17 protein-coding genes are annotated in these 13,755 nt (G+C 41.4%); all 17 read right to left on the minus strand.

Going from position 1 to position 13,755, the window contains the following annotated elements; all coding sequences use genetic code 11:
* Positions 1-31 precede the first annotated feature (31 nt).
* Positions 32-925 (minus strand): polyprenyl synthetase family protein, encoded by an 894-nt coding sequence (locus J7I90_RS18520; protein WP_214773239.1) that lies wholly within the window; start codon positions 923-925, stop codon positions 32-34.
* A gap of 1 nt (position 926) precedes the next feature.
* Complete coding sequence (locus J7I90_RS18525; RefSeq protein WP_214773240.1) at positions 927-1,160, minus strand: exodeoxyribonuclease VII small subunit; 234 nt, start codon at positions 1,158-1,160, stop codon at positions 927-929.
* On the minus strand, positions 1,157-2,509 hold the full coding sequence (gene xseA, locus J7I90_RS18530; protein WP_057278793.1) for an exodeoxyribonuclease VII large subunit: 1,353 nt from the start codon (positions 2,507-2,509) through the stop codon (positions 1,157-1,159). Before xseA ends, J7I90_RS18525 begins: the two co-directional genes overlap by 4 nt.
* A gap of 139 nt (positions 2,510-2,648) precedes the next feature.
* Positions 2,649-3,524: a bifunctional methylenetetrahydrofolate dehydrogenase/methenyltetrahydrofolate cyclohydrolase FolD gene (gene folD / locus J7I90_RS18535; RefSeq protein WP_214773242.1), complete on the minus strand. Its 876-nt coding sequence runs from the start codon at positions 3,522-3,524 to the stop codon at positions 2,649-2,651.
* 69 nt (positions 3,525-3,593) lie between these two features.
* The gene (gene nusB, locus J7I90_RS18540; protein WP_214773243.1) at positions 3,594-3,986 is read right to left on the minus strand and encodes a transcription antitermination factor NusB; all 393 of its coding nucleotides are present in this window, start codon (positions 3,984-3,986) and stop codon (positions 3,594-3,596) included.
* Positions 3,987-4,435: 449 nt separating this feature from the next.
* Entirely contained in the window at positions 4,436-4,840 is a 405-nt protein-coding gene (locus tag J7I90_RS18545; RefSeq protein WP_222620245.1) for an Asp23/Gls24 family envelope stress response protein, read from the minus strand.
* Positions 4,841-4,877: 37 nt separating this feature from the next.
* Entirely contained in the window at positions 4,878-6,230 is a 1,353-nt protein-coding gene (accC, locus tag J7I90_RS18550; RefSeq protein ID WP_034308301.1) for an acetyl-CoA carboxylase biotin carboxylase subunit, read from the minus strand.
* Positions 6,231-6,244: 14 nt separating this feature from the next.
* On the minus strand, positions 6,245-6,745 hold the full coding sequence (accB, locus tag J7I90_RS18555) for an acetyl-CoA carboxylase biotin carboxyl carrier protein (protein WP_214773245.1): 501 nt from the start codon (positions 6,743-6,745) through the stop codon (positions 6,245-6,247).
* Positions 6,746-7,368: 623 nt separating this feature from the next.
* On the minus strand, positions 7,369-7,950 hold the full coding sequence (locus J7I90_RS18560) for a SpoIIIAH-like family protein (protein ID WP_214773246.1): 582 nt from the start codon (positions 7,948-7,950) through the stop codon (positions 7,369-7,371).
* A 14-nt stretch (positions 7,951-7,964) separates the two neighbouring features.
* Positions 7,965-8,636, minus strand: coding sequence for a stage III sporulation protein AG (gene spoIIIAG / locus J7I90_RS18565; protein WP_053535677.1), 672 nt, complete (start codon positions 8,634-8,636; stop codon positions 7,965-7,967).
* A 7-nt stretch (positions 8,637-8,643) separates the two neighbouring features.
* Entirely contained in the window at positions 8,644-9,252 is a 609-nt protein-coding gene (gene spoIIIAF / locus J7I90_RS18570) for a stage III sporulation protein AF (protein ID WP_034308312.1), read from the minus strand.
* Positions 9,253-9,268: 16 nt separating this feature from the next.
* Positions 9,269-10,477, minus strand: coding sequence for a stage III sporulation protein AE (spoIIIAE, locus tag J7I90_RS18575; RefSeq protein ID WP_214773248.1), 1,209 nt, complete (start codon positions 10,475-10,477; stop codon positions 9,269-9,271).
* A gap of 33 nt (positions 10,478-10,510) precedes the next feature.
* Entirely contained in the window at positions 10,511-10,891 is a 381-nt protein-coding gene (gene spoIIIAD / locus J7I90_RS18580) for a stage III sporulation protein AD (RefSeq protein WP_223255841.1), read from the minus strand.
* Between the two features lie 23 nt (positions 10,892-10,914).
* On the minus strand, positions 10,915-11,118 hold the full coding sequence (gene spoIIIAC / locus J7I90_RS18585; RefSeq protein ID WP_034308319.1) for a stage III sporulation protein AC: 204 nt from the start codon (positions 11,116-11,118) through the stop codon (positions 10,915-10,917).
* A gap of 21 nt (positions 11,119-11,139) precedes the next feature.
* On the minus strand, positions 11,140-11,655 hold the full coding sequence (gene spoIIIAB / locus J7I90_RS18590; RefSeq protein WP_214773250.1) for a stage III sporulation protein SpoIIIAB: 516 nt from the start codon (positions 11,653-11,655) through the stop codon (positions 11,140-11,142).
* Entirely contained in the window at positions 11,648-12,580 is a 933-nt protein-coding gene (gene spoIIIAA, locus J7I90_RS18595; RefSeq protein WP_214773251.1) for a stage III sporulation protein AA, read from the minus strand. Before spoIIIAA ends, spoIIIAB begins: the two co-directional genes overlap by 8 nt.
* 592 nt (positions 12,581-13,172) lie before the next feature.
* Complete coding sequence (gene efp / locus J7I90_RS18600; protein ID WP_034308328.1) at positions 13,173-13,730, minus strand: elongation factor P; 558 nt, start codon at positions 13,728-13,730, stop codon at positions 13,173-13,175.
* Positions 13,731-13,755 lie beyond the last annotated feature (25 nt).

The following is a 13,755-nucleotide window of genomic DNA, read 5'->3' on the forward strand; positions in this document are numbered from 1 at the left end:
AAACCTCAATTGATAACAAATTTAGCCACAATCAATGATTACGGTTCGCAATTAAATCAGTTAGTTCATTCAACAAACCCGTTTGTAAGGTTGTTTTTCCTAAAGCGGCATGGGCAAGTTCTATATGATGTTCCAACTTTTGCTTTGCCCCTTGAAGGGTTAGTAAAGAAGGATATGTGCTTTTATGATTCCCCACATCACTGCCAACCGGCTTGCCGATCAACTCGACTGACCCTTCAATATCCAGAATATCATCGCGAATTTGAAAAGCAAGCCCCAGGTGGTATGCAAAGTCTCGTAAATGCAGTTGCTGTTCTTCACTCGCCCCTGCTAATATAGCACCGGAAAGGATGCTTGCAGTCAATAACTTCCCTGTTTTATGTTCATGTATATACTCCAATTCCTGAAGGGTCAGCTGTTTATTCTCACCTTCCATATCGGCAACTTGCCCCCCAACCATTCCTTCGGCTCCGGCGGACTTCGCAATTTCACTTACAAGGTTCAGCTTCATTTCAGCCGTGACCTCGGGAGTGGTCATATCCGTCACCAATTGAAAGCTATAAGTAAGAAGCGCATCACCTGCCAGTATGGCCACCGCTTCACCGAACACTTTATGATTCGTCGGTTTTCCGCGGCGGAGATCATCATCATCCATTGCCGGAAGGTCATCATGAATCAAAGAATATGTATGAATCATTTCAATGGCAGCCGCTGCAGGAATCCCAATCCTCAAGCTTTTTCCAAAGGCCTCCAAAACCGCAAAGACCAATAATGGGCGAATCCGTTTACCCCCTGCCTGCAGTGAATAGATCATGGCTTCTTTGACTATTGCCGGGGCTTTAAGTTTATTAACATATTCGACGATTTCCCGTTCTATAATTGCCTTATATTCATTAGAAAACATTTCAAAGGACGCCGTACCCATGTCATTCTTCCTCCTGTACAGCAAAGTTTTCAAGTTCCCCATCTTCGCGTAAAATTTGAGTCAACTGATCTTCAACAGCCTTAAGCTTTGAATGGCAAAGCCTCGATAAATCCATTCCTTGTTTATATATCGAAATGGCTTCTTCCAAGGGCACATCGCCTTCTTCCAACTGCACTACAATTTTTTCGAGATTCTCCATCGCTTCTTCAAATGTAGCTTCCTGTTTTTTTGTCATGATTCAATCCGCTCCTTAATTTCTTTAATTTCACATTCAAGAGTTCCATCTTTTATCGAAACCGCTATCTTATCCCCTTTTGATACTTGCTGTGTACTTTTTACTAATGTCTCATCCTCAGCAAACACCAATCCATAGCCCCGTTCCATGATTTTTAGTGGACTGAGAGCAGATAAAGTGGCTGTAATATGGACGAACTGCTGAGATTTATGCCGATAGATGGCTTCCATGGCCCTCCGTAAAACCTTTGCATGCTGCTGCAGTTCATCTTTCGCATTTTTCACCGCTTGTTCAGGATGCTGCTTTTTCAAAATATCGTTCAGCTGATTCAGCTCATCCCTCTTTTTCATGAAATATCGCGTGCTGGTCCTCCCTAGCCTGTCCATCGTCTTGTCTAGTTGTTCAAGCTTCTGTTCGTACATTTTATGTGGGTAACGGAAGGCATAAGACCTCTCCATCCTGGTCAAACGGGTTCGTTCAAAATTCACTGCTTCTTGAATGGAGCGGGTCAATCGATTCTTGCGGTTCATCAGGCGTTCGAGTATTTCATTCAAGTGAGGAACCGCTAACTCTGCTGCACCAGTCGGTGTAGGAGCACGCATATCGGCGACAAAATCAGCAATCGTAAAGTCGGTTTCGTGACCGACAGCAGAAATTACAGGTATATCGGAATCATATATAGATTCAGCCACTATCTCCTCATTAAAGGCCCATAGTTCCTCGATCGACCCGCCGCCCCTTCCGACAATGAGAACATCGCTTTCCGCCCTTGCGTTCGCCATGGAAATTGCCTTGGCAATCGATTTAGCGGCATTATTCCCTTGTACAAGTGCTGGATAAACGATGATCCTGGCGATTGGATATCTCCGCTTGATGGTTGTCAGGATATCTCTTAATGCAGCGCCGGTCGGGGAAGTTATGACCCCTACAGACTTAGGGTACTGCGGGATCGGCTTTTTGTGTTCGGCCAAAAACAAGCCTGCCCCCTCCAGCTTTTTCTTCAGTTGTTCATAAGCAAGATATAAATCCCCCACACCATCAGGGGCCATGCTTTTCACATAAAGCTGATACTGTCCTCCAGCTTCGTATAATGATATATCACCCTTAACAAGTACCTTCATGCCATTTTCAGGCAGGAATTTCATCCCTTTATTATTGGCGGCAAACATGACGGAGAGAAGTCGTGCCTTCTCATCCTTTAAAGTAAAATACATATGTCCGCTTGTATGTTGTTTAAAATTTGAAATTTCACCTTTTATGTATACATTTTGCAAATGGGGGTCGGCATCGAACTTCCTTTTTATGTACTTCGTTAAAGCCGACACACTCAAATATTGTTGGTTGCTCATATCATGTCTCCTTCCGATGGAAATCGGATATAAAGAAAACTCACCTATAGATTATCATAAATCCATGAATGGAAAAAAAGCGGTCTCCCGTTATTATAAAACAAGAGGTCCGCTTCTTTAAAATAATTTAACGTTTTTTTCAGCTTTTTAATGCTTGCTTGTTTGATTCAAGTGCTTTTTGAGCAGATTTGACCGTATTCTTCATAAGCATCGTAATCGTCATGGGACCAACGCCTTTAGGAACAGGTGTAATGTATGAAGCCTTATTTTTCACGTCATCAAACGCCACATCACCGCAAAGCTTCCCTTCATCATTCCTGTTCATTCCGACGTCAATGACGATTGCGCCTTCTTTAATGTGGTCACTCGTGATCGTGTCCCTCTTTCCGACCGCTGCCACAACGACATCGGCTTGCTTGGTATAATACGCAAGATCCTTTGTCCGTGAATGACAGTATGTAACGGTTGCATTTGCGTTTAAAAACAATTGTCCGGCTGGTTTTCCGACGATATTACTTCTCCCTACGATGACAACATGCTTACCTTCAAGGTCATAGTCGATATACTCAAGCATCACCATTACGCCGTATGGAGTACAAGGTAAAAATGCATCTTGTCCAGTCATCATCCGCCCAATATTAATCGGGTGGAATCCATCTACATCCTTTTCAGGGGAAATCGCTTCAATGATCGCCTTTTCCTGAATATGTCCAGGCAAGGGCAGCTGCACCAATATACCATGAATGCTGTCATCCTGGTTTAATTCAGCAATGCTCTGAATTAATTCCTCCTGAGAGAGTTCCGCAGGCTTTTTAATTAGTACGGAATGCATACCCAAGTCCTCACAGGCCTTTTGCTTATTGCGCACATAAGTTTGAGATGCTTGATTGTCACCCACCAGGATTACAGCTAAACCCGGAACGATATTTTTTTCACGTAACTGTTGAACTTCCTTACTGATTTCCTGCCTAACTGACTCTGCAATTTCTTTACCATTAATGATTTGAGCTGACATGTGTTTATTCCTCCCAAGTTAATTTTGCTAAAGAAATTGCTGAGAAAATCCTTGTTCAAGGCTGCAGCTTTAGCTGCCGCTTTTCACCTTCACTTTGGATAAAACGGCATTTACAAAGCTGCTTGATTGATCATCACCGAATTTCTTAGCAATTTCAATAGCTTCATTCATTGCAACACTTACAGGAACATCTTCACTGTGAACCATTTCATAAACCGCGATCCGCAGTAAATTCCGATCAATGTTCGCCAGTCTTTCCAACGTCCAATTCTCTAAATTGTCCCTGATCATTCCATCAATTTGTTCACGATTTTCCGTTATCCCCATTACTAATTTCTTGAAATAATTATCAGTGGGAGCACCATCCAGTACGCTTTCCATTGCTTCTTCTGCATTCGAATTGGTAATATCTATCTGATATAGTGCTTGAAGGGATTTTTCACGGGCTTCTCTTCTTTTCATAATCTTACTCCTTTTACATCTACTATTATATATGAAAATGCTAGAACAAACGAACATTAAATAACATTTTTTCAAAAATATTAAGATTCTCGCTATATTTTTTATAAAAATAAGCTAAATCCCACTAAATTAAAGGCCAAAAGATTCAATATCTTGATTCAAGATTACATTTCAAGATTACTTTCCAATTAAACGGCCAACAGAGTCCCATACTTTTCGAAAGTGTCAAAAAGCTCTTGCCTAGCTTTCATGCTCATATTTCACCTTTTACACTCTAACAGAAATCACCCTTGAATTAAAGGGAAATTTCCAGACACCGCCTTATTATGTTCATTTCAAATTAATATTATAAGCAGGCTCCAAAAACGGGTATCTTTGAGTTTACATTCAAAAAACAAAAACCCGGCTTTTTGCCGGGTTTTTGCAGGTGTGAATCGAATGAAGCCCACTTACACTTCTTGTTCGTAATCCGCTTCTTGTTTAGCGTTTTCAAACGCAATGCCCACTACATGAATGTTCACTTCGCCAGCGTCGATAGCGGTCATATTCAACAAAGCTTCACGAATGTTATCTTGCACTTCCTGAGCAACTTTCGGAATTGAAACACCAAACTTCATGACACAATAAAGTTCGACTTTGATGGATTCTCCCGTTAAGTCCACTTTAACACCTTTACCGTGGTTCTTTTTACCAAGCTTTTCAACTACACCCGTAGCGAAATTCCCGCGCATATGTGCAACACCTTCAACTTCCGATGCAGCGATACCCGCAATCACCTCTATCACCTCAGGCGCAATCTCCACTTTGCCCAGCCCACTATTATAATCATTCATTTCGAGTAATTGGCCTTCCATTTCACTCATTCAAAAGCACCTCCTGTCTTCCTTTACATTATGAGTTCATTACATCATATATTTCAAGGAATTTGGTATTAAATTCTCCGGAAACAAATTGTTCATGCTGAAGTAACTTAATATGGAAAGGAATTGTGGTACTGATCCCTTCAATGACAAACTCACCCAAGGCGCGTTTCATCTTCTCGATCGCCTCTTCTCTAGTCGGTGCATGGACAATCAATTTAGCGATCATGGAATCGTAATACGGCGGTATCGAGTACCCAGGGTATGCCGCAGAATCCACACGAACTCCGTAGCCGCCTGGAGGTAAATACATTTGAATCTTACCTGCGGAAGGCATGAAATTCTTTTCTGGATTTTCGGCATTGATCCGGCATTCGATAGACCATCCGTTATAAGTGACATCCTCTTGCGAGAGCGATAGTTTGTTGCCTGAAGCAACTTTGATTTGTTCTTTAATCAAATCCACGCCCGTTACCATTTCTGTAACTGGGTGTTCAACCTGGATACGTGTATTCATTTCCATAAAGTAGTATTTTCTATTCACATAGTCATAAATAAATTCTACTGTTCCGGCACCTGAATAGTTTACGGCAAGTGCAGCCGTCACAGCGGCCTGCCCCATTTCCGCACGTATTTCACCATCCAACGCCGGTGACGGGGTTTCTTCAACAAGTTTTTGCAAACGTCGTTGGACCGTACAATCACGCTCACCTAAATGGATGGCGTTGCCATGATTATCGGCCATGACCTGTATTTCAACGTGACGGAAGTCCTCGATGAACTTTTCAATATACACGCCAGGATTCCCGAATGCCGTCGCGGCTTCCTGTTGCGTGATGTTAATGCCCTTAATGAGATCTTCTTCCGTCCTTGCGACGCGGATACCTTTACCGCCTCCGCCTGCAGTAGCTTTGATGATGACTGGATAGCCCATTTCATTAGCTAGTGCTACACCCTCATCCGTATCTTTGATTATGCCTTTAGAACCTGGCACGATCGGTACACCAGCTTTGCGCATGGTTTCCCTTGCTACGTCCTTTGTACCCATTTTATTGATCGCTTCGGGGCTAGGACCAATGAAAATGATATTGCATTCACGGCATAGCTCAGCAAAGTCGGCATTTTCAGCTAGGAAACCATATCCCGGATGAATTGCATCAGATCCCGTTTTCTTGGCTGTGCTGATAATGTTGGTTGTATTCAAATAACTGTCTTTTGATAATTTAGGACCGATGCAATATGCTTCATCAGCAATTTGAACATGTAATGCTTCTTTATCTGCTTCTGAATAGACAGCAACAGTCTCGATCCCTAATTCCTTGCATGCCCGGATGATTCGGACTGCAATTTCCCCACGATTGGCAATTAATACCTTTTTAATCATTTAGAAACAGCTCCTCATTCCGGCTTTACTAAAAATAATGGTTGACCATATTCTACAAGCTGACCTTCTTTTACAAGGACTTCCACGATTTCACCGCTTACTTCAGCTTCGATTTCATTGAAAAGTTTCATGGCTTCCACGATGCAGACGATGGAATCCCCCGTTACTTTATCGCCTGCTTTTACGTATGCAGGTGAATCCGGTGCAGGAGATTGGTAGAATGTCCCTACCATCGGGGAAGTGATTTTATGTAAATTTTCCTGTTCAGTGACGGCAGCAGCCGGTTTTGCAGTTTCAACAGCTTTCGGTACTTCAGGGGCAGGGGCCGCTGCGGGCTTGACCTCTACAGCTGCATTGGCTTGAACAACATCTGGAGCAACTGCTGCTTGGTGTAATACTGTACCCATTTCGGTTTTTTTCAATTTAATTTTCGTTCCTTCATTTTCGAAAACGAATTCACCGATATTTGATTGATCGACTAACTTAATAATTTCACGAATTTCTTGCACTTTCATTTTGTGGCACCCCTTGTCTAATTTAATATGAGTTTGTGAGGCAATAATATTTTATGTAACCCTACCCTTAGCTTATCCTACTTTGTCCAATACTGCACAAAGTAGCCGCTTTCTTTACGCGAATGCGAATAAACTGAATATAAACCTCATCTGTATTATAACAGATATTTCACTTTCTCAAAATATTGTTTCCCTAAGAAAATTGAAAAGTTTATGACCAGCTTCTAACATCATACAATATTAGCTTATACAAATTCAATGATAGATTAATTGTTACTTAATATCCATACTTCTATCTTACACCTTTATTATAATATTGTGAATATTTATCAACTGGGGCACCTTAACGGTTTCTCATGAATTCTGCATTTCATTCCTGGAAAACCAGCCATAATATCCATTGTAATTACTTTTCTAGAATATTACGGATGATCATCATCACCATTTCTATTTGAGTTCCTGATTCCAATCGACATAAAAAAACTTTTCCTCTAAAGTTTTCAGGTTTGTGAGATAGTTAATAAAATCATAATAAAAAGCCTCCCATTTTTTTATTAAGGGGGCTTTCAAATTTTTATGTTGATGAACTGTTCTGTATCAGTCACTTTTTTCTGTATGTGTTTTTACTTTTCCGGTTGGAAATCGACCACTACATTTTGTGCATCGCTCACTTCTTTCCTTACGAGGCGGATAATGTTATTGGCCTCTGTTTTCGTTTGTTTATCCGCCTTGACACTCACCTTAACATCCGTTCCGTCAACCCGGACCAGTGCGGCATTGTAATCCATGGCAACAATTAAGTTTTCGATGATATTTTCTTTCACTTTCGTTTCACTTAATTGTTCGATTTTTGCATAAGCCTCGTCTCTTTCTTCAGCTGATAGTTCGGTGTTGCCCATCTTTGCAGTCAATTCTTCATTCAGCTTCGCTCGTTCATCTTCAATCTGCATCCTTAACGATTCGAACTCATCTCCAGATGCAATGGTTACAGAGGAACCTTCTGTATTTTTGGAAGTTTCTTTTTCACTTTTATTTTCCCCTTTTGTCTCTGCTTTGTTTTCTGCTTTATTTCCTTCTTTTTCCATTTGTTCTGTTGCCGTCATATCGGCGGCATTTTCTTCAGGAGCGGTTAAATAATAGACTGAAAGCACAACGACCAGACTTAGCATAGTCAATAACCAAACGGTTTGTTTTTTTAATAACATGTAGATTTTCCCCCTTATTTTTTAGGCATGACAGAAACCCTGTGACTCGGTACATCAAGTGAGCGTGTGACAGCCTCGATGATCCACTTCTTTATTTGAATGTTTTCGGCCCCTTTAGCGACTACCAGGACTCCACGTACACTAGGTTTTTTCGTTTCCGAAATGATCGGTCCTTCTTTTTCACCGCTCTTGACCAAAACTAGCTGTTCATCAACGGATGTGTCTTCGACCGTCCTTTTGCCGCCTTCCTGGTCGGTTTCTTCAGTTACTTGTTTTTGGGTTACTTTATTTCTTTCATATACTTTTTTCTCGGATGCATCGACGTAGATTACGACTTTCACATCCTGGACGCCTGCGATGGATTCCAGCGCTTCCTTCATTTCATTCTGTAGATATATTTCATAGTCTTTTGTAGTCTTGAATTCTGATTTCTTCTGGCCGAATGTTTCAACATCCTCATCTTCTTCCTGCTGTTTATCATTATTGAATACAGTCGTCACTTCAGATGTTTGTCCCGTCTTGTTGGTGGTTAACAGATTCCCGGCCATCATGATTCCCGATCCCAAAAGGACAACTATTAGAGCATAGACATACAGGGAAGGTTTTTTTTCCTTAGGCTCTTTTTGGTCAGGGTCTTTATTTAATAGTTTTTGCAGCCAGGATAATGGACCTTTGTCTTTGTTCAATACTCAGTCACTTCCTTTCCCCGGCGATTTCAATGATCTCTTCATCAACAGACCAACTTGTTGCCAGAAACCTTTTGACAGCATCCAGATTGGCATCATTCGAAGTGGATGGGCTATCTGTATTGATATCAACCTTCGCTACTGCCTCTATCTCCGAGTTTTCTTTCCCTTCTGCCTTTTCCAATGAGATTGTTATGTTCTGCAGATCATCAACACCCGGCTCTTCCTCATTCTTGACCCCTACATCAATTGAACTAATCCTCATGTTATAATCCGCCATCAGCTCCTCTTCCACTTCTGCCTGTAAGTCAACAGCCATTTGTTTTAAAATATATGCACCCTGGGTAGCTTGTATTTCTTTTTTCTTCATTTCTGTCAAATTTCCTAAATCTTTTTTTTTCTGATCCTCAAATTCACTAGTGGCCGCAGTGAGAATATCATCGAAATCCTTATTGAATAATCCCAATATAGGAGTGATGATGATTGCAATCAGTAAAAGCCCGATAACCATTTTGGCATACTTCTGTAAAGCTGAATTCGGCAGAAGCATATCGATCACAGTAGCCAACAGTACAAATATGATGATGTTGGATACCCAGCCAGCTAAAAAACTCACCAAGTCCTCCTCCTTTCTAACGAACCATCAGGGTAATGTTTCCAGAGGCGATGATTACCGTGATACTTAAAAAAAACATGAGTGAGACAATGGCCAATGCAGCGAAAATATAAATCATGCTTTTACTTATAATGTCAAGGCATTTTATTACAGGTCCTCCGCCCAGCGGCTGCAAAAGACTCGCTGCCAATTTATAGACAAAAGAAATCATCAGGATCTTTAAGGCGGGAAATGTAGTAATGAGCAAGAGAATGATGACGCCTGACAATCCCACTGTATTTTTCAAAAGGACGGAGGCACTAATGACCGTATCCGTTGCATCGGTAAACATGCGCCCTATCACCGGTATAAAGTTACCTGTTACGAATTTGGCTGTCCTGATCGTCACTCCATCAGCTACAGCTGAGGATGCTCCCTGAACGGAGATCACACCAAGGAATATGGTCATGAATGCTCCAAGGATCCCGATGGCAAAATTACGGAGAAGTTGTGCCAGCTGAGTCACTTTGTAATGTTCGGTCAACGTGCTGACTATGCTTAAAATCGCTCCAAAGAATAATAACGGAAGAACAACGAACTGAATCAAGATGCCGCTTGTATTCATCAAAAACATCAATACAGGATGAAAGAAGGCTGCCGATACAAGTCCGCCTGAAGCAGCTATCAATGCCAAGAGTAAAGGGATGAGCGCCATTAAAAAGGAAATCATCAAATCTATCGTATCTTTTGTATATTCAATCGCCACATGAAAACTGTTAAGTGCCAAAATAATCAGCACCATATAAACGATTGCATAAGCGACCTTACTTACGGAGCTTTGCTCGAACGCATTCTGCAAAGACTGGAGGAACATGCTGAAAACGGTCAATAAAATGAGTGACCCCAGCAGCTTTCCATTCACGAGCAGTTCATGAAAAATGAATTTTGTGATTCCCTTTATCCATTCATCAAAGGAAAATTTCTTATCGCCGCTTACAAAATCCATGAAGCTCCCTTTCTGGCTTTCCGGTAAGAATCCTCCATATTCCGTAACGATGTCATCCCAATATTGTTTGAGCTCATCGACGCCCAGCCTTTCTATTTGGGCTTGTACCAGTTCGGACTGCATGATCGGCTCTTGATCAACTTCACCATTTTCCGGATTTTCGGCAGCTTGTCCAATAGATGCATGCAAAAAAAAGAGTAAAACGAATAGAATGGATAAGTAAGGCATCCGCTGCTTCATACATTCACCTCATTGACTAGTAGGAGTAATCCATTAACTTGGGAGCATCTGTAGAATCGTTTCGATAATGACCGTCAAAATCGGAATCGCCATGGCAAGAATCAAGATTTTTCCGCTTAATTCTATTTTGGAAGCGAGCGAACCTTGCCCCGCATCTTTTGTAATTTGGGAAGCGAATTCCGCAATATAGGCAATTCCGATTATTTTTAAAATGGTCTCTAGATACACGGTATTTACATTGGCATTAACTGCAATTTTTTCTAACATCAAAATGATTTCGTATATTTTGTCAGCTAAAAAAAGAAAAATGGAACATCCTACAAAAACAACAAGCAGGAATGCTAAATTTGGTTTTTGCTCTTTGACGATCAGTGCCAAAAAGGTGGCAACTAGGGCAATGGCCACGATTTTTATGATTTCAATCGCGAATCCCTCCCTTACTGAAATAGAAATACAGATTTAATTTTTTGAAATAAATCCTCTACTACAGAAGCAACCATGAATAAAATATAAATAAATCCGAAAAGTGTCACCCACTGGGCATATTCCTTCTTCCCAACCTGATCGAGTATCGTGTGAAGAAATGCCACTACAAGCCCCACACCCGCTATTTTAAATATGATGTCCACGTCAATGCCCATTTTCATTCCCCCCACATATTCCTACATCAGCAAGATGATCAATAATAGCCCTGATAAAAAACCAAGACTTTTCATCATTTTTTCATATTTCCCCTGGCGGTCGAGTGCATCGGTTTCTTCCCGTTCCAGATGTGCCATCGTTAGCATGATTTGCTTTTGCTGATGATATTTATCGCTTTTTCCAAGCGTCTCCCCAAACTGTGAAAGAATCTCGAATTCTCCCTGTTTTAAAGCAAGGGATTGCCATATTTTCTTCAAACTATCATCCCATGCTTCTTTGACGGTGGTTTCACCTGACTCGAGCCGATTTGCAAATGTATCGAAAAAGCTGGACAAAGGTTTGGCCATCTGTTTAGAAAGTTTCCTTGCCGCTTCTTTCAAAGGTGTATGACCGAACATGATTTCAGCTTCAAGCGATTGCATGGCGACTTTCAGCTGTCTCAGTTGACGAGGCCTCATACTTAATTTATTCGCCGCTTCAAAACCTGCCCAAGTCGTCGCTATAATAATTATCGCTGCTCCTATTAACTTAAACATGCGGGTTCACACTTTCTCCCAAGTAAATGGGAACCCCTGCTGCATCAAGGACTTTGTAGCCCCTCCTACCGGATTTACTTCTTTTTAATTCAATAAAGCGTTCAAAGATGTTCTGCTTTAATATTTCAGCGATAATGGGTCTCTTCTTGATTTCATCCAGTGTATGGCCATGCGTGGTTATCATGAGTTTAATACCTGCATTCACGGCTTCCAGCACAGCCTGCGTATCCGCTTCGCGGCCTATTTCATCCACGATCAATACATCCGGGGACATCGAACGGATCATCATCATCATCCCTTCCGCTTTAGGGCATCCATCGAGCACATCAACCCTTATTCCGAATTCTAGCTGCGGCACTCCATGCACACATCCGGCAATTTCTGAGCGCTCGTCCACTATCCCCACCTTTTGAGGGGCAATGCCGAGTTTTTCATTACCACTGGATATCATTCTTGCAATATCACGTAATATGGTCGTTTTTCCCGTTTGCGGAGCACCGATCAACATGGTATGCTGCCATTCCCCTTCATATAAATATGAAGTGAGAGGTTCCGCTGCACCTATTTTTTCACGTGCAACCCGAATATTGAATGAGGAAATATCCCTGATCGCCTTGACCGAACCATTTTCCAGGATCACCTTGCCAGCAAGCCCCACCCGATGTCCGCCCGCTATGGTTATATATCCTCGCTTTAATTCTTCCTCAAGCGTATATAACGAAAATTGACCTATATTATTCAATAATTGATCTGCATCCGAATGGGTCACTTCATAGGAAAAAAAGTATGGTTCCCCCCCTACAATGACCTCAAGCGGCCTTCCAACCCGAATTCGCAGCTCTTCCATCTTATCGATCACCATCGGTGTCATACCGCGGAGTTGCTCGTATAAACTTTTCGGTAAAAAAGAAAGAATCGTTTCCATTTTGACAATCCTCCTGTATACACCACTTTCACTAAAATATATGCCGACAAGCCCGCAATCATGACAGGCTATTAAAGAAACGGACCATTTATTGATTTTTTATAACTTCCTGGATCTAAAAAAAGACAATAAAAAGACCGAGAAATTAACCTCGGCCTTCAGGCTTTAGACAAATTCGAAGAAACGCGTTGCCTAAGTTTTTCTATGGCTTGTACAATTTGGACGTTAGTCTGTTTAAAAATAGGAGGATAAAAAAAACTTGAGGTGATAAGGATTCTTTTTAAATCATGATTCTATTCAGCGAGATCAGCTTGAAATGTTTACTTTAGACAAATGGTGCCAGCTTGTAACATGGAGATTAAAGAGGGCTATCGTGTGCACTCGTTCATTTTTATCACAGTGTACAGAAAGTAAGGACCATCAGAAAGTGGTGACACTCCATATTTGGCAAGAATAAATGGAAGAAGCAGATCATCTGAGTCATCATGAAGTCCCATCCAATAAAAAATCAAAAAGGTTTCGGAATGAGACCACCCCGAAACCTTTTTGTCTACAATTTGAGGCCGAGATATTAATCTCGGCCTTCTTTCATTTATGCACGTGATACGTAAGAACCTTCATTTGTATTGATTAATAATTTGTCACCTTGGTTGATGAAGAATGGCACTTGAACCGAAAGGCCCGTCTCAAGTACGGCTGATTTCGTACCGCCTGAAGATGTATCGCCTTTAATTCCAGGCTCAGTCTCCGCCACTTCTAGTTCCACTGTGTTTGGAAGTTCGACACCAAGAGTTTCCGCTTGGAAAGTCATGATATGTACTTCCATATTTTCCTTTAGGAACTTAAGTTCACGTTCAATGCTTGAAGCCGGCAGCTCGATTTGGTCATACGTTTCGTTATCCATGAATACATGGCTGTCTCCACTTGCATAAAGGTACTGCATCTTGCGGTTTTCGATATGTGCTTTAGCAACTTTTTCACCAGCACGGAATGTTTTCTCCTGGATTGAACCCGTACGAAGGTTACGGAGTTTAGAACGTACAAAAGCTGCACCTTTACCAGGTTTAACGTGTTGGAACTCGATAACCTGCCAAATTCCATTATCTACTTCAATCGTAACACCCGTGCGAAAATCGTTTACAGAAATCATAAATTTGTCCTCCTACATGTACATG

This window comes from Bacillus sp. ISL-57, assembly GCF_018613135.1.
Taxonomy (GTDB): Bacteria; Bacillota; Bacilli; order Bacillales; family DSM-1321; genus Peribacillus; species Peribacillus frigoritolerans.

Excerpts from the sequence above, each read along its gene's own strand:
- J7I90_RS18520 (WP_214773239.1), bottom strand. The coding sequence starts at position 925 with ATGGGTACGGCGTCCTTTGAAATGTTTTCTAATGAATATAAGGCAATT.
- J7I90_RS18525 (WP_214773240.1), bottom strand. The coding sequence starts at position 1,160 with ATGACAAAAAAACAGGAAGCTACATTTGAAGAAGCGATGGAGAATCTC.
- xseA (WP_057278793.1), bottom strand. The coding sequence starts at position 2,509 with ATGAGCAACCAACAATATTTGAGTGTGTCGGCTTTAACGAAGTACATA.
- folD (WP_214773242.1), bottom strand. The coding sequence starts at position 3,524 with ATGTCAGCTCAAATCATTAATGGTAAAGAAATTGCAGAGTCAGTTAGG.
- nusB (WP_214773243.1), bottom strand. The coding sequence starts at position 3,986 with ATGAAAAGAAGAGAAGCCCGTGAAAAATCCCTTCAAGCACTATATCAG.
- J7I90_RS18545 (WP_222620245.1), bottom strand. The coding sequence starts at position 4,840 with ATGGAAGGCCAATTACTCGAAATGAATGATTATAATAGTGGGCTGGGC.
- accC (WP_034308301.1), bottom strand. The coding sequence starts at position 6,230 with ATGATTAAAAAGGTATTAATTGCCAATCGTGGGGAAATTGCAGTCCGA.
- accB (WP_214773245.1), bottom strand. The coding sequence starts at position 6,745 with ATGAAAGTGCAAGAAATTCGTGAAATTATTAAGTTAGTCGATCAATCA.
- J7I90_RS18560 (WP_214773246.1), bottom strand. The coding sequence starts at position 7,950 with ATGTTATTAAAAAAACAAACCGTTTGGTTATTGACTATGCTAAGTCTG.
- spoIIIAE (WP_214773248.1), bottom strand. The coding sequence starts at position 10,477 with ATGAAGCAGCGGATGCCTTACTTATCCATTCTATTCGTTTTACTCTTT.
- spoIIIAC (WP_034308319.1), bottom strand. The coding sequence starts at position 11,118 with ATGGGCATTGACGTGGACATCATATTTAAAATAGCGGGTGTGGGGCTT.
- spoIIIAB (WP_214773250.1), bottom strand. The coding sequence starts at position 11,655 with ATGTTTAAGTTAATAGGAGCAGCGATAATTATTATAGCGACGACTTGG.
- spoIIIAA (WP_214773251.1), bottom strand. The coding sequence starts at position 12,580 with ATGGAAACGATTCTTTCTTTTTTACCGAAAAGTTTATACGAGCAACTC.
- efp (WP_034308328.1), bottom strand. The coding sequence starts at position 13,730 with ATGATTTCTGTAAACGATTTTCGCACGGGTGTTACGATTGAAGTAGAT.